Source organism: Microcystis sp. M083S1 (genome assembly GCF_020246405.1).
Classification (GTDB): Bacteria; Cyanobacteriota; Cyanobacteriia; order Cyanobacteriales; family Microcystaceae; genus Microcystis; species Microcystis aeruginosa_C.
In genome coordinates, this window is record NZ_JADBTB010000035.1 from 13,909 (window position 1) to 32,472 (window position 18,564).

The following is an 18,564-nucleotide window of genomic DNA, read 5'->3' on the forward strand; positions in this document are numbered from 1 at the left end:
TACTGAAGGCAATTAGTGTCTATTGCCTATTGCAAGAGTGCCTATTGCCGATGTACTCGCAATTTTTCAATTAATTGAGATAATTTCTGGTCAGAAGCGGCAGTAATAAAGTCTAATTTAAACTTTTGTCCCTGACTGAGATATTCTGCATAACTAGACAGAAGAAAAGGACGAAACTTGTCATTATCAGCAATATAAACTTCAAAAAAAGCCACCAATAAAGCCCCCGCATAATCCTCGATTAAATTTTGATTGGGTAAAGTGATATCGACCACAGACTCTAGGGTTTTTTGCATTCCTGCATCCAATTCCGTAAAATTTACATGAGCTTGTCCCTCCACCATGGCCAGATATTTATCCGGCGTTTTTAACCAAGTAAAAGGAATGGCCTGTTCAAAAATCGGATTAGCTGCCGGGTCATAACTTCCCGAACCCAAGAGGACAGGAATCGAGATTTTACTTAAACCTTTTTCCCCAAAAATACTGCGGTTAACGGGATTAGCTGCAAAGACGGCCGCGACTCGTTCATCGCGAAAATTATAGACCTGTCTAGGCAATTCTAGGGCGCGACATTCCAGTAAAATAGCGATATTAATCCCGGAGTAAGGACGATTACAATCTTGGGCGAGATTATCAAAATCAATTTGTGCGCCGGCAACAGCTAGAGATGTATAACCCCCGAAGGAATGACCCGCTACTCCCACATTAGTGAGGTCAAGTTTACCTTGAAATTGACTAGCATTTCGTCTGGCTAATTCATCGATGACAAAGCTAATATCTTTAGGTCGATTAATAAACTCATTACCATCAAAAATATTGCGATAATACCCCCCTAACGTTCCTTGCAGGTATTGGGTATCACTGCCGGGGTGTTGCGGTACCGCTACTAAAAATCCGTAGGAAGCTAGATGTTCAATTGCTTGGGCATAATCTTCCGGTCGCGAGGCTAATCCGTGGGAAAAAATAATTACAGGTGTTTTGTCTTCTCGGAAAGTTTGCGGGATATAAACATTCACATATAAACTGCGATTGCGACTGCTATCGGTTAGGTTCCAAACTTCTTTTTTTACCTGAAAGCTACCGCGCTGACGCAAATCGGGTAAACTGGTATAATTAATCGCTGGTTTAACGGCAGCGGCTTCCTCGGCTGTCCAGAGGCGCATATCTTTAATAAATATTTCCGCCACATAAACCGCATAATCGATGGTTTTAGCTAATCCGAGGATTTCTTCCCCCTGTAACTGTATATTATTGGGGAATTTTTTCAGGACATTTAAAAGGGTTAATCCTCCCGGATCGAAAGCGGCACTAACAATCGCACCCCGCAGGGCATATTTACCATTAATTCCCCCTTCAATGGTGATGCCTTTGCCCAAACGAGAGAGCATATCAGCACCCATCACACTATTAAAAAAACGAGATAGTAAAATAGGATCGATGTCAATCTTTGTTAATAAAGCCTCACGAAACTTCTCTCTTGCTTCGGGAGTTGCTCTGGACAGAAATCTTTTTAAATTAGCATCAATCTTTCCTTCTTTAGCAAAATTTTCTAGGGATGCTACCGATACGGAAAAGACGAGGGGAGTATAGACAAATTCAATTTCTTCGGCGGCTTTTAGGGGTAAAGCGGTCATACTCGCAGCGAAAAGACCTAGGAGAAAAGCTTGCAGCCGACGGGTGGGATTATTTCTGGGAAAACGATTTTGTAAACGGGGAATAATCATGGGATTTTTAGTTAGGGTAAATGACAACAATTAAAAGGGAAAAGTGGGACTACGAGTGATGTCCATAAGGCCAATTTAAGGCTAGGGCAAGCGATAAAGTGCCAAGCAAAGTAGGACGAAAAAGCATTAGCAAAACCTCGATATATTCATCTGGGATATTTTAATTATAGATTATTGATAATTTGTGAATATACTATCTAGAATAGTAAGTTATAATTGTTTTTATGTCAAGATATTAACCATTAATAAAAAACGATAAATACATGAATTTAATAAGTGAAAGTGATATATTTGGCGATGAAAATAATCAGATAAGATTTTTGACCAATATAAATTGCTAATTATTACGAATGTGAATATTTTGTTGCGGGAAGGGAATCTCGATACCCTGTTGAGTAAACCGATCAAGAATAGCACAATTAATATCACTAATTACTCGCTTTTTTCTGTTGACATCATCCAACCAAAACTTTAATTCAAAGTTTAAACTAGAATCGTCAAAATTAAGAAAAAAGGCTACTGGTTGCGGGTTTTTAAGTATGTGAGGATGTTGATCGGCAATCTCTAGCAATAAATTCATCACCTGTTGGGCGTTAGAATTATAACCAACTCCGATAACAATTGAACAATAAATCAAGTTATCACTACCCGTGTAGGTGGTGACATCCTCAGTAAAAAACTTTTGATTGGGAATAATTTTTTCGGAATTGTCTGTAAGAATTTGCACTGTTGTCGCTCGGATACCTAGCTTTTTTACCTGAGAAGTCTGTCCTTCAATATTAATTATATCACCGGGTTTGAGAACTTTTTCAAATAATAGTAAAATACCGCTAATGAAATTACTTACCACTTGCTGCATACCGAAACCAATACCCACCGATAAACCGCCAGTAATTGCCGCTATTGCTGTTGCATTAACTCCCACATAACCCAAGATGATAATAAAACCTAAGACAATGAAAAAATAACGTCCTAACAGTAAAGTTGCTTCAATTTCACCGCGACTCGCTTGCTGATTTAAATTAGTAATACTCAGAATTATACTCTCTATAAGAATAACAATAATTACCAGAAAATAGGGAGCTATTATCAAAATAAATATGCTTCTCAATGTGATCGGACTATTGAATAAATTGAAGGGAGATACTTGGGCAATTTCTTGAATATTATTGTAAACACCAATAATAGTTCTCAGGAGGAATAATACCAATAAAGGTGCTAAAAGCCGACCATGATAATATTTAATTGTATTGACGGAAAACCTAGCATATAATCCAGCTAATAAACAACGATAAATCAAGTAAAAAAATATTAATTGTATGGATAAATTAATCATTCCTCTTGTCCAGTTTTGACTGAAAAAAATTAGATACTTTAAGTCAAGTAAAATTAGACTAATAACTGGAAAATTAAGAAACTGTATCAGGATGGCAAAATATTGACGGAGGGTTAATTTTTTATCACTGTGAATAAAACTGGTGCCGTGAGGGAATCTTTTTTCTAAGTAAGACCATAACCATTTTGATAATAACCAAGCAACAATTAAGGAGAGAAAAATAGTCGTTAATTGATTTTGAACATTTCTACGTCCTAAAAATAATAATTGGTTAGCAATTATTTCCGAAAGAGAGGGGATATTGTTGTTCATATTAATTTATTTTCCCGACTTCCTGATCGAGATCTGATTGAATATAAAGTGTCAGTTTTTGGGCTGCTGCTGAGGAAGATATTTCACCAGCGATCGCTCTTTCATACCAAAATTCTCCTTGTTCTAAAATTTGATTCGACTTTTCCCAATCATCCAGAGGAACTGCCACAACATTTTGAGATTGTTGTAATAATACCGATTCGATCGGTAGTAATTTTCCTTCGATCTGTACCCGTCGATTAGTGGGAATAAAACTTTCTGTTTGGATGATTGCTTGTAATTGTTGTTCGGGATTAGAGAGAAATTTTCCTAAAGCTAACCCCAAACTATTTTCATTATCACTATTATTGCGATTAAATACCATCACCCGTGTATAGAGAATTGGTGCTGCTTTACCTTGAGTGTCTTGGGGAAGTAAAGCGACTCTGAGATCATCTTGGAGGCTGTTTTTTAAATCGGCAATTTCAATAGAATTACACACATAATAGGTTAAGCGGCCTCTAGCAAAGGCCTCGTGAAGTAATTCCCGTTGACGATTGAGGATAAAATTAGGCTGTGACGAGGCAAATTTTAGCCATTCTAGCCATTTTGCCCAACCATCCAAGCGAGGTTGCAGCCTACCCTGATCATCCCACAAATAGCCGCCAAAAATTGCCATTCCCCAAAAAGTATCTTCAAAAGAGGAAACTATCCCCACAGAATAGCCTTTGCGCGCACGTTCCACTAATCCCTCTAAACTGGTGGGAGGTTGCTTCAGCAGCGGATCGGTACTAACTTGTAATTTTTTTTGATTGTAACACAGTACATTAGTACGAGAACCTAAAGGAATGCCATAGATTTTTCCTTGATAGCTAACTTGTTTCAGCGTCGGGGGATAATAAATAGATAAATCTAGATTTTTCTGGTCAATTTCCTTCAGTACCCCTTGGGATACTAATCTGGGTATATTTCTCGAAAAAATTAGAATAACACTAGCACCCAATCCGCTTTGAGATTGTTTAAAAAAACGTTCGGGTATCTCATCGATAGGAATAGCTTTTTCGAGAATTGTCACTTGCGGATTTAATTTTTCAAACTCTTGCAAACCGAGACCTAGTATTTCAGTTAAATTTCCCTCTTCTGGATACCAAACCGAGAGAGTTCCTTGCAGTTGCTCCGATGATTGATTAGGGAGATCACTAAAACAGGCATAAAGAAAAATTGGCATCAGGATAAAAAGCAATAGGAGCGATATAATTCCCCTTATTTTTTTACTTCTCCAAACAGTTTTAACTCTGAGCCTTAGAAATTGCATCGCTCGTGATCCTTCAAAAATCTTGCCATATATTCATGATACATGAAAAGGTGACTAATAATCTTCATCAGAAAAATAATTAACATGATCTTTTGTCAAGAGCCACCAGTATAGCAGTAATCCCAGTTACTATCGGCTGCCATAATAGAATTAGTCCAAAATGCCCTGCAAGAACTACAAAATCTAGACGAGGAAAACACCCCATGAACCATCACTACAGCATCACCATTTAATGGTCAGATGAAGACCAAAAATTTATCGCCCATTTACCTGAGTTTGGACCCTATACTCATACCCATGGTGAAACCTACAATGCAGCCCTACAAAATGCCCTTGAAGTTCTATATCTCCTTATCGAAGACTACACTGCACTGGGCAAATCTCTCTCACGTCCTCAGGATATTTCCCCATAGCTCAAATATCCTCTATTACATTTCAGTCAGAACCGACAACCCCGAAATAAATGATGAAAACGTCAGCCAATAAGTAATTTTTACTTTATTATGAGAGTAATCCCCCAAACCATTGGGAGCGTAAGGCTTACGCTGAACAGAGAATCTCTCAAACCAAACCCTGAAGGTGACTGTTGCTGGCAAATTAAGTGATGATGTTCGTAAAGGAACTTTAGCTAGTATTCTTAAACAAGCAGGGTTAAAATGATCGACAAATATCTAATTGTTCTCGAAAAAAGTGAGACGGGATTTTCAGCTTATTCACCCGATGTATTGGGTTGTGTAGCAACAGGTGCGACTCTAGAAGAAACAACGGAGCAAATGCGATCAGCTTTGGCTTTGCATTTGGCAGATGTTGAAAACTTGCCCCAACCGCGAGGGATTGATGCCTATTTAGAAGCTTTGCGAGATTCGGAAGGAGAAGCATTTTTTCTAACTCATATTCCCATAGATCAAGTGTTAGTTAAACCTTAGTTTTATTAAGGAAAATGAACGATAAACTTAAGCAAACTGGAATTAAAGCTTTTACTTTAATCTGATCAAAGATCAAGTACAGGAACTAGAAGCCTGTTCCACGGGGTAGGCATTTTGTTATTTCACAGGCTATAATCTTATTAAAGATAAAACACAAGAACCAGAAGCCTGTTACACTATCTAACAATTAATTAAGTGCCATTTACTAGCAAGGAGTCGTACCATGGAACCTTTAACGCTATTGGCTACAGGAGTCACGATTATTTTAGGGGGAGCGTTGGCCCGTGTGGGGGAGCTTGTCTTAGATGGTTCCCTTGAAAAACTGATAAATTTAATCGGAGCGAATTCTCCTGATACTTTAAAAAAGTTGCAATCGGCTAATCAAGATCCTGGTTTGTTACCTGAAACGATTGAGGTAATGGCGACTCTATTGAAAGACCCAGAAATACAAAAAGTTGCAGAACAAGTGGTTAAGGAAAATCAATCTAATCCTTACGTTATTAATCAGTTGACTGACTTAGAAAAAATTCTTAACTTTGCTAATCGGGATATTAATATTGATAAACAAATTAATAATTTTTGACTACAGCCGCCTGTAGGGGAGCAGGTTAAACAAAACCCTGCTAACTTAGATACAACCAGTGAGAGTTCCAAGTCTATTTCGACTTCTCTTTCTAATCTTGATTACGGCATTGAAAGTCTATGTAAATTGAAAGCAATTTTCTACAAACTTAAGGGAAATGCTCGTCAACAGGAGGGCAAAGTTAATATAACAGTTAAAGAATTATCAGAATGGATTCAGGCAATTCAATCCGCAGAATCAGAATTTGAGCAATTTTTAAATGTATTGGAGAATTTATTGGAGGCTAATGATGATTCAGATTCATAAAAATCAAACTAATTCGGCTCAGGCTAGTAATTATGAAACAGAGTTAAATCTTGAGAACTTTGATCAGATTACGCCCAAAAAACATAATCCTAAAATCTATCAAAAGCTCTTAAAAAAAGCTCAGGATATTGGTGATAAACAATCTGAGGTTTTTGCTCTTGGCCGGTTAGCAATGATTTATCAATCTTGGGGTCAATATAGAGAAGCAGTACAATATCTTCAGCAACAATTAGTAATTATTAGAGAAACTAATGATCGGTATTCGCTGGCGAATACTTTAGGTAATTTGGGAGCGGCTTATCAGTCTTTAGGGCAGTATCAAGAAGCAATTTCACATCTTCAAGAACAATTAGCAATTGCTCAGGAGATCGGCGATATTCTTGCCCTAGCAAATGCTTTCGGAAATCTGGGGATTACTTATCAATCCTTAGGAAAATATCAGCAAGCAATTGAATATTTTCAAAAACAATTAGAAATTGCCCAGCAAATTGGTGATAAAACATCAGAAGCAAATGCTTCGAGCAATTTAGGTATTTCTTATCAATATCAAGGCGATTTTGCTCAAGCAGAATCTCTATTTTTACAAGGATTAAAAATCCATGAAGAGTTATTTGGTTGCAATAATCCTAGTGTTGCTTCTAATCTCAACAATCTGGCGAGTCTTTATCAAGATCAAGGGAGATACACAGAAGCAGAACCTCTCTTTTTACGCTCGCTGGCGATTCGGGAAAAGCTATTAGGAAAAGAGCATCCTGCTGTGGCGACCAGTCTCAACAATCTGGCGAGTCTTTATTGCGCTCAAGGGAAATACGCAGAAGCAGAACCTCTCTTTTTGCACTCGCTGGAGATTACGGAAAAGCAATTAGGCTCCGACCATCCTGATGTGGCGACCAGTCTCAACAATTTGGCGTTACTTTATGATTCTCAAGGGAAATACGCAGAAGCAGAACCTCTCTTTTTGCGAGCGCTGGCGATTACAGAAAAGCAATTAGGAGAAGAGCATCCTGAGATGGCCAACAGTTTCAACAATCTGGCTGGTCTTTATTATGATCAAGGGAAATACGCAGAAGCAGAACCTCTCTTTTTGCGCTCGCTGGCGATTACAGAAAAGCAATTAGGAGAAGAGCATCCTGATGTGGCGACCAGTCTCAACAATCTGGCGGATCTTTATCGCGCTCAAGGGAAATACGCAGAAGCAGAACCCCTCTATTTGCGAGCACTGGCGATTCGGGAAAAGCAATTAGGAGCAGAGCATCCTCATGTGGCCAACAGTCTCAACAATCTGGCGGATCTTTATCAGTCTCAAGGGAAATACACAGAAGCAGAACCTCTCTATCAAAGAGCGATTGCTATTTTGATAGCCACACTAGGCGAAAATCACCCTAACACGCAAACAGTAAAAAATAATTATAATCTGATGCTTTCTCAACTTCCCGACGAGGAATTAAGCCAACGCTTTCCCCCCGAAATGGTCGAAGATATCCAATCACTCCGTCATTCCTAGATTCTTTGTAATACCTTAATAATGCTCAAACTGCAATAAAATTACTCCAGCAGATAGTAAATGCCTAAAAAAATACGAGAACTCAAGTCTATACTTCTGAAAGCAGGGTTTACCTATCGCCCCGGTAAAGGTAGTCATACCGTTTGGAGCCATCCCCGTTTAGAATATAGCTTGACCCTGTCAGGCAAAGATAGTAGTGATGCTGATCGCTACCAGGAAAAAGACGTAAGAAATGCACTTCAGGAACTAGCAAACTTAAATCAAGGAGACAACCCATGAATTATTACTATAGTATTTTTATTCAATGGTCAGAAGAAGACAACAAATTTATCGCCCACCTCCCTGAATTTGGCCCCTATGCTCATACCCATGGTGAAACCTACCATGCAGCTCTACAAAATGCCCTTGAAGTTCTAGATCTCCTTATCGAAGACTACACTGCACGAGGCAAATCTCTCCCACCTCTCCAGGCTATTTCCGCATAGCCCAAATATTCTCAGTTCAGTAATATCTCCTAGTATTTAACCGTTCATAGAACATTTTATACCATGATCTCGGAAAAGCCAAAATAAACATTATGCAAGTTACGGCTTAGATCATTACTAAAGTTGTCATATCGCCTTCTTCTCGATCAGAACCAAAAAGCCCAAAATAAATCATGAAAACGTCAGCCAAGAAGCAATTTTTGCTTTATTATAAGACTAATCCCCACAAACCGTAAGCGATTTATGTATCAAGTCACCGTTGATTACGCCAAAGCCAACCTAGAAAAACTCTGCGATTGCACTGAAAAAGAACCCGATGGAGTAGTGATCGTTCGTGAAAATCGCAGTTATATTCTCATCACTCAAGAAGAATGGGAATCCTTAGCTGAAACCTCCGAACTCATGCAAGATTCCAAACTATTACAACATATTGCATCAGCACGACGAGAATATGCCGCAGGAGAAACCCTGATAATGGAACAAGTATTTGGATGACAACCTACACAATTGTCTTTTCTAAACAAGCGCGAAAAGATACCGACGAACTCACCCAAAAACAAAAAGTCAAACTTCAATAAATTTTAACTAACATAATTGCAATTAATCCCTATATTGGCAAATCCTTAAAAGGCGATTTAGAAGGCTTGTATTCCTATCGCCTAAATAGAAAAGATCGTCTGCTTTATGAAATTTATGAAGACGATCAAACTATTCTGATTATTCGTACCAAAACACACTAGGGAGATTAGGTAAGAGCGGTCATAACGCCTGAAGTCATCCCCGTTTAGAATATAGCTTGCCCCTGTCAGGCAAAGATAGTAGTGATGCTGATCGCTACCAGGAAAAAGACGGAAGAAATGCACTTCAGGAACTAGCAAAATTAAATCAAGGAGACAACCCATGAATTATCACTATAGTATTTTTATTCAACTGTCTTATTACATTTTGGAATTAAGGGAAAATCACCCCGATACTCAAATAGTAAAAAATAATTAGGGTTTGCTGAAAAAGTAAGGGCGATCGTCGATCAAGATGCAAGGTTTTTGAGACACTAGCTTTAAAATCTTGCATCTGTTTTGTGAAACAAGCCACTAAACTCCTTACCTTGTACATAAGTAGCTGGTTATAATTAAATTAAAAATGGATTTTAGGTTCGATCCCCCCTGCCCCCCTTGATAAGGGGGGTGCCGATAGGCGGGGGGATATGATAACTTTTAACGCCTACCTACTTATTTCACATTTATTCAGCAAACCCTAGTTAAATAATCTTTGCAGAAAAGTGCTTTGATCCCGCAGAAAAACCTGAGCGCAATTACGCCCCGGCATCCCCGAAATTGAGCCGCCGGGGTGAGTTCCTGCCCCAGTTAAATAAAGGTTTTTAATGGGAGTTTTGTAGTTAGCTATTTCCGGTAAAGGACGCAGGAAAATCATCTGATCTAAGGTCATATCAAGATGATAGTAATTACCTTTATAGGAACCCAAACGATTAGCTAATTCGGCCGGACTTTCCACCCGACGGGCAATGATCGAAGATTTGAGATTGGGAGCATAATCGGCCAGTTTATCAAGAACTCGATCGGCCACGCGATTTTTTAATTCTTCCGTCCATCCCGTGCCGTTTAATCCCGTTCCCTCGGCCCCGGCAATCTGATAGGGGGCAAAAAATTCGATCCAGAGGGTATGCTTGCCCTGGGGAGCCATGGAGGGATCGAGAATAGTGGGGACATCTAGGTACATCGAGGGATTTTCGTCGGGAATCTGCCCCAAAATCGTTAAAGCGTGGGCCTGTTCAACGTGACGCACGGAATCGGCGATGAGAATCGTTCCCTGTAAATACTCCTCTTTGTGATCATAAGCCTCGAACCTTGGTGCTTCGGCGAGGGCGCAATCAATTTTAAGAATTGTTTCATTGTTATTGACAATTCGCCGTTCTACCCTTTCTCGCAATTCTGGATCGGCGGCATCCACATCGGCGGGGGCGACTAACTGTAAAAAGACTCGTCTAGCGTCAATATTAGAGATAACACCCGCTTTTGCGAGATATTCATGTCCAGAGTCCACCCTAACCCCGATCGCTTGTCCTTCCTCGATTAGAATCTGTTTAACTTTCTGCTCGGTTAAAATTACCCCACCGAGACTAACAACACATTTCACCAGAGCCTCGGTTAGTGCGCCTGTACCACCACGAGGGCGAGCCACCCCGGGGGAATGACGCATTGCCATCATCATCATCCCGGAGGTAATGCCTTTTTGGGAGGGAGGAGCGCCAATTTCCGCCGCTAGACGAGCCAGGGGTGCTTTGACAAATTCGCTCTCAAACCACTCATTGAGGACATCTTCGGGGGAAGTAATCATCGTGCGGATGAAGTCGAGCAGTTTCTTTTTCGAGCCGATCGCTTTCCAGACACTAGCTAAGGCACTAGAGTTATAATTGCGGGCGATTCTGAGCAAATCTTGGGGCGGGGCATTAAACCAAGGCCCGATCGCATTCATCAACTGCGCCCAATAGTCGATAAACTGAAGGTAGCGATCGGCATCTCGCGGACAAAACTGGGCAATTGCGGCGTGAGTTTTTTCCAGAGAGCGATAGGAAAGAAAATATTGGCCGGAGGGATGGGGACAGAAAACGGTAGGATCGAAGAATAAATACTCTAATCCGTGGCGTTTTAGCTCTAATTCCTCAATTACTGGTCCTAAAAAGATAAATTCATGATCGATCGCACAGAGATTAAACTTAAAATCGGGGGCTAGATCCGGGATAACCGCTTCTGTGGTAGCGGCTCCTCCTGGTACGCTACGCTGTTCGAGAAGGAGGACGCGATAACCGGCTTTGAGGAGATAGGCGGCACAAACTAAACCATTATGCCCGGCACCGATGAGGATGACATCGTAACTTTCCATGCAGTTTCAAAAATTCCTATTTTTAATTTTGCGCTTTTCTTGACCCTAATATGTTAAAAATAGTTAAAGATTGGCTGATGTCAGCAGATTTCAGCGAGCAGTTATGAGTGAGCAGGTAGAAAACCTTTAATTTTTCCTTTTTTTTATGAGTTCTGCGATTAAAGTTATTCAACCATCGGGTATTTTAGATGGCAACCAAGCTGGCCAATTTCGCCAAGAAATTACCGAAGCCGTGCAGGGAGGTTCCGAGGTTATTATCGTTGATTTCAAGAATGTCACCTTTATGGATAGTTCTGGTTTAGGGGCGCTAGTTTTATCCTTAAAAACCGTGCGTTCTGCGGGGGGTAAGATTTTTATCTGCTCGATTAATGATCAGATAAAAATGTTATTTGAATTGACCGATATGGATCGAGTTTTTGAAATTTTTAATAACCGAGAAGAATTAGAACAAAAAATTTTAGGAAGTTAATCAGCGAAAATCCACCTGCATGATCGAAAGATCATCCTTAAAATTACCATCAAATTGTAAAGCTTGAATCTTTTCGATAAAATTATCGAGATTTTTGGCGGAATTACAGTGATAATTTCGCAAAGATTGAATAAAGTTTTCTAGTCCCCACATCCTACCATCAGCACAATCGATCTCGTAAATTCCATCGCTAAAAAGATAAAGGCTACTGGGTAAATTCAGGCATTTAACCTGATTAATATATTCCGCTTCCGGAAACATCCCGATGGGAAAACCGGGGGCTTTCAGTCTGGTTTCAATCATCTGGCCAAAAGGTTTTTGAGTCAGGAGAACTGCCGGGGGATGACCGGCACTGGCATAGGTTAACTGTTGTTGTTTCCGATCATAAATTCCGTACCAGATAGTAAAATATTTATCATTCTTAGGGCTGATTTGATAAACTTGATTTAACCCTTGTAAAACCTGATTAGGTTGATAGTAATTTACCTGAGTTAAACCACGAGAACGGAGTAAATTAATCACCGAAAGGGAAGGTAAAGCCGCTCGCAACCCATGGCCTGCCACATCTAAAAGATATAACATCAAATGGTCATTATCTAACCAATAATAATCAAAGCCATCACCCCCCAATCGACGAGAAGGAAGGAAGCGAAAATCGATAGCAAGTTTTGGAGAAATAAAAGGTTCTGGTAACAGCGATCGCACATATTCCGCCGCTTCCGCTAACTCCATTTCTAGTAATTGTTTTTGCGCTTGCAGATCGTGACTTAATTGATGCAAACGCATTCCCGCCCGCACGCGCGCTCTTAACTCATTAATCTCGATCGGTTTACACAAAAAATCATCCGCCCCCGCATCCAATCCCTTCACCCGATCCTCCACCGATCCCAAAGAAGTTAAGAGGATAAAAAAAGTCGTTGACAGTTGGGGATTAAGCTTAATTTGCCGGCAAACTTCCAACCCATCGATCCCCGGCATCATCCAATCACAAATAATCATCGCCGGTTTTAGTTGCCCCGCTTGCTTTAATCCTTCTTCCCCATCACTGGCAACAAAAACCTCGTATTCCTTCTGCAAAGCGCGGCTCAGAAACGTCTGAATTACTCCATCATCATCAATTACTAGAATTCGTACCATCTTTTTTGTAACTCGACTATCTCAATCTTACTGCTTACACTAGAGGGGAGTGGACGACTTTGCTTGTACCTCAAGACAGGATTAAATCCAGAATCGAGCTAATACATCAGTCATAGTTTGGGAAAAATGGTATAACTTCTAGCGTAAGGCATTGGAGAGGTAAGCCGGGGGTGAAGATTTCTTTTCAGGTAGATAGCGATCTCAGGTCCTTAGATACCGTTTTAAAATATTTTCAGCAACTTGAACCGGCCGGCATTCCCCAAAAAGACTGGCTCCAGTGTCAGCTTGCTCTTGCCGAAGGTTTTACTAATGCAGTCCGTCACGCTCACCGACACCTACCTCCCGAAATCCCGATCGAGATCGAGATCGAGATTACCCGATCCCAGATGGAAATTCGCATCTGGGATCGGGGTTCCGCCTTCGATTTAGAGGACTTTATCGAGAAAAACGCCTATCATGACTATAGTTTCTCTGGTCATGGGCAAGGACTGCCGATCCTCCAAAAAATCGCCGATCAACTCAGTTATACTCGCAGCGAAGATCAACGCAACTGTCTATTAATTATTAAACAATTTTCCCGCCATGAATCCGATCGCACCCCTCGTTTCTCCTAGTTGGTTAGTGACTAATCTTGATCGCCCCGATCTGATGGTTATTGACTGTCGTTTTCAATTAAACGATCCCGATCTCGGTTATCAAGAGTATTTAGCCAATCATATTGAAAATGCCTTCTATTTACACCTCGATCGCGATTTATCGGCTCCCGTTGCCCGTCATGGCGGCCGTCATCCTTTACCGAATCCGCCGACGATCGCCGCTAAATTAAGCTCGTTAGGGGTGATTTCCGGCCAAACCCATGTCATCGCCTACGATGCCTCCCGTTTTGCCTTTGCCAGTCGTCTCTGGTGGTTATTACGTTATCTGGGCCATGAACGAGTCAGCATTCTCGATGGTGGTTGGCAAAATTGGTTAAATGCGGGTTATCCCGTCTCCAATCAGATACCTGTGCCGAAAACCGGCACTTTTCTCCCCCAAGTTCAACAGGATTGGGTAGTCACAATCGAGGAGGTAAAAAGGCAAAAAGAGCAAGCGGGAGTGGTGTTAATTGATGCCAGGGAAAGCGATCGCTATCGGGGCGAAAGGGAACCGATCGATCCGATCGCCGGCCACATCGAGGGGGCGCTTAATTATCCTTGGTTAGAAGTCACCGATAGTCAGGGTTTTTCTCAACCCCTGGCCCTGCAAAAACAACGTTGGCAAGAGCGGCAAGGCGATCAAGAAATTATCCTCTACTGTGGTTCGGGAGTGACAGCCTGTGTTAATATCTTTTCCCTGACCCTAGCCGGATACGAGAATGTTAAGCTATATTCTGGAGGTTGGAGTGATTGGTGTTCCTACCTGATCTAACCAGCCCTATTGATACCCATCTATCGAGAAAGATTATCAAAATGACCTGATTACTGTACAATCCCTCTATTATCACTTTTAATTATTCCCAAACTATTATCTAGTTTGTCTCCTAAGTGGGTGGGTGGAATTAAATATAAGATAAACGTAGGTTGGGTTGAAGCATGAAACCCAACGCCCGCATGGGTTACGCTACCGCTAACCCATCCTACAAATAATTGTGTCTCCCTACTTAGACAAAAAAGCTAATTTTTATTTTAGTTGCTATCTTTTTGCTCTCAAATCACCGCTATTCCCCAAAGAATAGTCGTTTTCCCCCGTAAAATTACTAAAAAGTAATTTTATAGTTAAACTGTATAAAAAATTAGGTATGTATTTTGTATGACAGAAGCCGGTCTTTGTCATTGTAATGGTGGCACCCGTCCGAAAGATCGCCTTTCGATTTTTGTGGATGGCAATAATATGTTTTATGCTCAACAAAAAAATGGTTGGTTTTTTGACCCGCGTAAGGTGTTAAATTACTTCACCAACGACCCGAATATTATGTTAATTAATGCCTTTTGGTACACGGGTTTAAAAGATTCCCAAGATCAAAGAGGTTTTCGCGATGCTTTAATTAGTTTGGGTTATACGGTGAGAACAAAAATTTTGAAAGAATATTATGATGATAGTTCCGGTCGGTTTTCCCAGAAAGCTAATTTAGATATCGAAATTGTCGTCGATATGTTTAATACCGTCGATCAATACGATCGAGTCATTTTATTTAGCGGTGATGGCGATTTTGAACGAGCGATCGAACTATTGCGCTCTAAAAATACTCATATTACCGTAGTTTCTACGGAAGGGATGATCGCTAGGGAATTGCGAAATGCCACCGATCGCTATATTGACCTGAATGATCTTCGCAAAGATATCGAAAAAAGTGATTATTAACTGGCCGTTGTGTCTTTAAACCGGCTATTTATCCCCTTTTTCTTTATTGCTAGTCCTCACCCCAATCCCTCTCCCAGAAGGGGATAGGTGAGGCAATTAACCATCTCTTGTTTATTTTTCCTTGAGTCGAAATAGTAAAAACTGATTGACCTGATTCGGATTAAAATTATCATCACTGACTAAAATCAAAGAGCGACTGCCATCAGCTAATCTTGGACCGAGGGTCATTCCTTCTAAATTATCTAAATCAATCCCCAAAGTCCCTAAATCTAGTAATAATTTTTTCCGCAAGGGTTGCACCTGTAAAGCTTCTAATTCCCCCGGTATCCGAGCAATTTTCGAGGTATCCGTGGCACTACCATTAACTACCTGAAATAGTTTCGCTCCAAAACCTTCTAAACCAAAAGTTCGCTCTAAACTGAGAAAATAACCCTCTTTTTCTAAAGCTAATAATTCCGTTAAACCGTAGTATCTCGCACCACTAGGTGGCTCATCTAACACATACAATTGTTCCGATACTAACACAGGCGCACCAATCGGATCAATCACATAATGAAGAAGTCGCACTCTGAGATTTTCTGCTCTTTTTCCCGTGGGACTATCTTGAATTAAAGCGTTTTCTGTGGCAGTAAACAAACGAAAAGGATCGTCTTTGAGAGTGCTGGTAATCCCTAAAGTTAAGGATTCAAACCCTAAATTATCCTCTATTCCTTTTTGATTGCTATCATCCGGTAAAAAGCGATTAGGAATTAACAAAGACTCCTTTAATTGTCCCTGCAAATCAAATTCAGCAATAAAAGGAGCAATTCCCTCTTTAACCGCACCTTCACTGGAAATAAACAAAGTTTGTCGGGGCGAAAAAGCGATACCTTCCGGGTCGATCGATCCCTTTTTAAACCTTTCTCCCTTGCCATCTTTTAGGAACGTGACCGCCTCTAAATTCACTTTTTCGATTTTTTCATCATTTATCTGCAAACTAGCCGTATAAAAGCGGGCCGGAGCTTTCTGAGAACGATCATCGCTGAGGAGATAAAAGCGGTTATTGGCACGATCATAAGTAATTGCCGATAATCCCCCCACCCTTGTCTCCTGATAATCCGCTTCTGGTAATTGATATTCTCCCAAAAACTCGACCGAGAGGGGTAGAAACATTCGTTGTTCTGCCAAAACTTGCGGGGAGACACCACAGGCCCCCAGACTAAAGGTTACAATCAAACTAGCAATTAAACCCAAAATTGGGAAACGCAAATTTTCGGCAGTCAGTCTCTTATAGAATCGATCAATCACAAAATATCATCCTCTACTACGCTCCTATCAATCTATTATGCTACGTTTTTCTCTCAGTTTATGGCTCTGTTTGATCGGTACTTCCCTTCCTCTCCTCGCACAAACAGAAACCCCTGCAGCCAATCCCCTCGAAACTCCCCTAAAAAGTCCTTTATTACCCGCAATCGATCGCCCTTTAACTCCCTTGGAGCGTCGTCAACTTTTATTATACATCGATCAACGCGATGCTGAAGCTCAGGCTAAATACGATGCGGGATTAAATGAGGAAGCTTTTCCTATCTGGTATGAAGTGATTAAATTAAATCGTTATTTAGGAGCAAAAGAAGAAGTAAAATCTTTGGGAAAAGTGGGGTTAGCAGCTTGGAATCGAGATCGAACCGAGGATGTTAAATTAATTACTGCTCGTTTAAAAACTGTGCAACAAACCGCAGAAACTAACCAGACAATGGACGGGGAATTATTAGCATTACTAGGTACATCCTATCAACAGATCCGAGCTTTTAATGAGACGATAATTATCTATGATAAAATTCTAGCTAATGCCAGACAATCTGGTGATAATGTGGCAGTAGAAGCGACTCTAAATCAACTTGGTCAAATTCATTTATCCCGTTTTGATTATCAAAAAGCATCCCCAGTTTACGAGGAATTATTAGCACTAGCCAAAGCTCGTAATGACTCACTCAAGCAAGGAATTTATTTGCAAAGACTAGCAGAAATTTATCGAGAATCTCTGCAACCAGCTAACGCGGTAAAAATTAAAGAAGAAATAGCTGAAACCCAGATCAGAAATCAGCAAATACAGTTAATTCCCGCTCTAAAAATTCAAATTGGTTTAGATTACCAAGCTTTAAAAGATGCAAATAAAGCCAGCCAAAACTTTCAAGAAGCCTATTCTCTCGCTTTTGCTTTACAACAGTACGGCACCGCAGGAGAAGCTTTAAATAAGTTGGCCGAACTTTATAAAAGTTATCAACAGGTGGATTATGCTTTACAAATCTATCAAGAATTAATTAAAGTCCATGAATTGGGTTATAATTACTACGGTTTAATGAATACCTACGATCAAATCGGTCAAATTTATCTAGAGAGAAAAAATTATCCCCAAGCTTTACTCGCTTTCCAAAAAGGTGCGGAATTAGCCCAAGCTATCCGTTATCGTGAACAATATTTTCAAACCCAAATCACCCAAGTTAATCAAGCAATAAATAATCCTGAATAGTGACCTTAAGTCTTTAAATAGTGAACTAATGGACAGGGAAATGGGGAAATGGGGACTAAGAAATATCTTCCCCAACACCCTAAAACCCCCCGCAACGCGCACGCAGTGACCACCCTAAAACCCAAAACCCAACCCACCAATGGAAAATTCCTATTCTCAATTAACCGAAGACTTGCTGAAATTGCTGCAACATTTGCCCCACTTAAAAGATGGTAAATGGATTCAAAGATCTCTGGAAGCAATAGTCAGAATTGCCGAGGAGGAAATTGATCGCCTGAATTGGAAAATTTTAACCTACGCGATCGAAGATCTAGAAAAGGGATTTCAGGTATTGTAAAGTTTTATAAAAAATATATGCAAATGACTGCAAACAACTGCTAATATGGTTAGTACAAGTTTACATTGCAGTTCATATAAAACTATCAGATTATGCTAAGAAAAAAGGGATCAGTTATGACACTACTTGGAGAATGTGGAATCGAGGGCAGTTACAAGGAGAACGTCTTCCTACAGGAACAATTATTATTTTTGAAGATGACCGTTTTTGCGGTGAAAATAAAGTAGCTATTTATGGGCGAGTTTCTAGTTCAGAAAATCAATCTAACTTAGAGACTCAGGCAAAAAGATTGGAAGCTTATTGTATTGCGAAAGGCTATCAAATTGTTCGAGTAGTTAAAGAAGTAGGAAGTGGAGTCAATGATCATCGAAAGCTATTATTAAAACTTCTAGAACAAACTG

Annotated in this window: 22 protein-coding genes and 1 pseudogene; 17 read left to right on the top strand and 6 right to left on the bottom strand. The window is 40.2% G+C overall.

Going from position 1 to position 18,564, the window contains the following annotated elements; genetic code table 11:
- Positions 1–41: 41 nt before the first annotated feature.
- The 3 genes from IM450_RS03490 to IM450_RS03500 all read right to left on the bottom strand — a co-directional run bounded on the left by IM450_RS03490 (position 42) and on the right by IM450_RS03500 (position 4,666).
- The gene (locus IM450_RS03490; RefSeq protein WP_002802096.1) at positions 42–1,724 is read right to left on the bottom strand and encodes an alpha/beta hydrolase; all 1,683 of its coding nucleotides are present in this window, start codon (positions 1,722–1,724) and stop codon (positions 42–44) included.
- A 337-nt stretch (positions 1,725–2,061) separates the two neighbouring features.
- Positions 2,062–3,372 (bottom strand): mechanosensitive ion channel family protein, encoded by a 1,311-nt coding sequence (locus IM450_RS03495; protein WP_002802098.1) that lies wholly within the window; start codon positions 3,370–3,372, stop codon positions 2,062–2,064.
- A gap of 1 nt (position 3,373) precedes the next feature.
- Positions 3,374–4,666 (bottom strand): sugar ABC transporter substrate-binding protein, encoded by a 1,293-nt coding sequence (locus tag IM450_RS03500; protein WP_287666713.1) that lies wholly within the window; start codon positions 4,664–4,666, stop codon positions 3,374–3,376.
- Positions 4,667–4,923: 257 nt separating this feature from the next.
- Between IM450_RS03500 and IM450_RS03505 the strand changes: the two genes are divergently transcribed.
- The 10 genes from IM450_RS03505 (at position 4,924) to IM450_RS22655 (ending at position 9,210) form a co-directional block, all read left to right on the top strand.
- The gene (locus IM450_RS03505) at positions 4,924–5,079 is read left to right on the top strand and encodes a type II toxin-antitoxin system HicB family antitoxin (RefSeq protein ID WP_287666735.1); all 156 of its coding nucleotides are present in this window, start codon (positions 4,924–4,926) and stop codon (positions 5,077–5,079) included.
- A 160-nt stretch (positions 5,080–5,239) separates the two neighbouring features.
- Complete coding sequence (locus tag IM450_RS03510) at positions 5,240–5,326, top strand: type II toxin-antitoxin system HicA family toxin (RefSeq protein WP_373276102.1); 87 nt, start codon at positions 5,240–5,242, stop codon at positions 5,324–5,326.
- Complete coding sequence (locus IM450_RS03515; RefSeq protein WP_002802104.1) at positions 5,323–5,592, top strand: type II toxin-antitoxin system HicB family antitoxin; 270 nt, start codon at positions 5,323–5,325, stop codon at positions 5,590–5,592. Before IM450_RS03510 ends, IM450_RS03515 begins: the two co-directional genes overlap by 4 nt.
- 223 nt (positions 5,593–5,815) lie before the next feature.
- The gene (locus IM450_RS03520; RefSeq protein ID WP_002802106.1) at positions 5,816–6,175 is read left to right on the top strand and encodes a hypothetical protein; all 360 of its coding nucleotides are present in this window, start codon (positions 5,816–5,818) and stop codon (positions 6,173–6,175) included.
- Between the two features lie 126 nt (positions 6,176–6,301).
- Positions 6,302–6,481, top strand: coding sequence for a hypothetical protein (locus IM450_RS03525; RefSeq protein ID WP_002802108.1), 180 nt, complete (start codon positions 6,302–6,304; stop codon positions 6,479–6,481).
- Positions 6,462–7,985 carry a tetratricopeptide repeat protein gene (locus IM450_RS03530; RefSeq protein WP_287709496.1) on the top strand — a complete coding sequence of 508 codons (1,524 nt, stop codon included), beginning with the start codon at positions 6,462–6,464 and terminating at the stop codon, positions 7,983–7,985. Before IM450_RS03525 ends, IM450_RS03530 begins: the two co-directional genes overlap by 20 nt.
- Positions 7,986–8,045: 60 nt before the next feature.
- Positions 8,046–8,264 (top strand): type II toxin-antitoxin system HicA family toxin, encoded by a 219-nt coding sequence (locus IM450_RS03535; RefSeq protein ID WP_002737958.1) that lies wholly within the window; start codon positions 8,046–8,048, stop codon positions 8,262–8,264.
- On the top strand, positions 8,261–8,470 hold the full coding sequence (locus IM450_RS03540) for a type II toxin-antitoxin system HicB family antitoxin (RefSeq protein ID WP_002777744.1): 210 nt from the start codon (positions 8,261–8,263) through the stop codon (positions 8,468–8,470). The genes IM450_RS03535 and IM450_RS03540 overlap by 4 nt, the downstream gene beginning before the upstream one ends.
- A 243-nt stretch (positions 8,471–8,713) precedes the next feature.
- The gene (locus tag IM450_RS03545; RefSeq protein ID WP_287688731.1) at positions 8,714–8,965 is read left to right on the top strand and encodes a type II toxin-antitoxin system Phd/YefM family antitoxin; all 252 of its coding nucleotides are present in this window, start codon (positions 8,714–8,716) and stop codon (positions 8,963–8,965) included.
- 116 nt (positions 8,966–9,081) lie between these two features.
- Positions 9,082–9,210, top strand: a complete 129-nt coding sequence (locus IM450_RS22655) for a type II toxin-antitoxin system YoeB family toxin (RefSeq protein WP_425590354.1) — start codon at positions 9,082–9,084, stop codon at positions 9,208–9,210.
- Between the two features lie 514 nt (positions 9,211–9,724).
- On the opposite strand, the gene crtO is transcribed toward IM450_RS22655, so the two are convergent.
- A complete protein-coding gene (gene crtO, locus IM450_RS03555) occupies positions 9,725–11,371 on the bottom strand; it encodes a beta-carotene ketolase CrtO (RefSeq protein ID WP_002802115.1) in 1,647 nt (548 codons plus the stop codon).
- Positions 11,372–11,516: 145 nt separating this feature from the next.
- Between crtO and IM450_RS03560 the strand changes: the two genes are divergently transcribed.
- The gene (locus tag IM450_RS03560; protein WP_002802117.1) at positions 11,517–11,840 is read left to right on the top strand and encodes an STAS domain-containing protein; all 324 of its coding nucleotides are present in this window, start codon (positions 11,517–11,519) and stop codon (positions 11,838–11,840) included.
- Here IM450_RS03560 and IM450_RS03565 read toward each other — a convergent pair whose 3' ends face one another.
- Positions 11,841–12,977 (bottom strand): SpoIIE family protein phosphatase, encoded by a 1,137-nt coding sequence (locus tag IM450_RS03565; protein WP_002802125.1) that lies wholly within the window; start codon positions 12,975–12,977, stop codon positions 11,841–11,843.
- Positions 12,978–13,147: 170 nt separating this feature from the next.
- Here IM450_RS03565 and IM450_RS03570 point away from each other — a divergent pair, with 170 nt between their 5' ends.
- From IM450_RS03570 to IM450_RS03580, 3 genes are all read left to right on the top strand, one after another.
- Positions 13,148–13,591 carry an ATP-binding protein gene (locus IM450_RS03570; protein WP_002802134.1) on the top strand — a complete coding sequence of 148 codons (444 nt, stop codon included), beginning with the start codon at positions 13,148–13,150 and terminating at the stop codon, positions 13,589–13,591.
- Positions 13,560–14,384, top strand: coding sequence for a sulfurtransferase (locus IM450_RS03575; protein WP_287666724.1), 825 nt, complete (start codon positions 13,560–13,562; stop codon positions 14,382–14,384). The genes IM450_RS03570 and IM450_RS03575 overlap by 32 nt, the downstream gene beginning before the upstream one ends.
- 381 nt (positions 14,385–14,765) lie before the next feature.
- Positions 14,766–15,317 (top strand): LabA-like NYN domain-containing protein, encoded by a 552-nt coding sequence (locus IM450_RS03580; protein ID WP_002802138.1) that lies wholly within the window; start codon positions 14,766–14,768, stop codon positions 15,315–15,317.
- Positions 15,318–15,428: 111 nt separating this feature from the next.
- Here the strand turns inward: IM450_RS03580 and IM450_RS03585 are convergent, their stop codons facing one another.
- Positions 15,429–16,604, bottom strand: coding sequence for an esterase-like activity of phytase family protein (locus IM450_RS03585; RefSeq protein WP_287666727.1), 1,176 nt, complete (start codon positions 16,602–16,604; stop codon positions 15,429–15,431).
- 37 nt (positions 16,605–16,641) lie between these two features.
- Between IM450_RS03585 and IM450_RS03590 the strand changes: the two genes are divergently transcribed.
- From IM450_RS03590 to IM450_RS03600, 3 genes and pseudogenes are all read left to right on the top strand, one after another.
- Positions 16,642–17,826 carry a tetratricopeptide repeat protein gene (locus IM450_RS03590; protein ID WP_287666730.1) on the top strand — a complete coding sequence of 395 codons (1,185 nt, stop codon included), beginning with the start codon at positions 16,642–16,644 and terminating at the stop codon, positions 17,824–17,826.
- A 139-nt stretch (positions 17,827–17,965) separates the two neighbouring features.
- Positions 17,966–18,157, top strand: a pseudogene (locus IM450_RS03595) (cytochrome D ubiquinol oxidase subunit II); the annotation flags it as partial.
- Between the two features lie 82 nt (positions 18,158–18,239).
- Positions 18,240–18,564: recombinase family protein (locus tag IM450_RS03600; RefSeq protein ID WP_287666737.1), on the top strand; the 325-nt coding region annotated here is incomplete at its 3' end.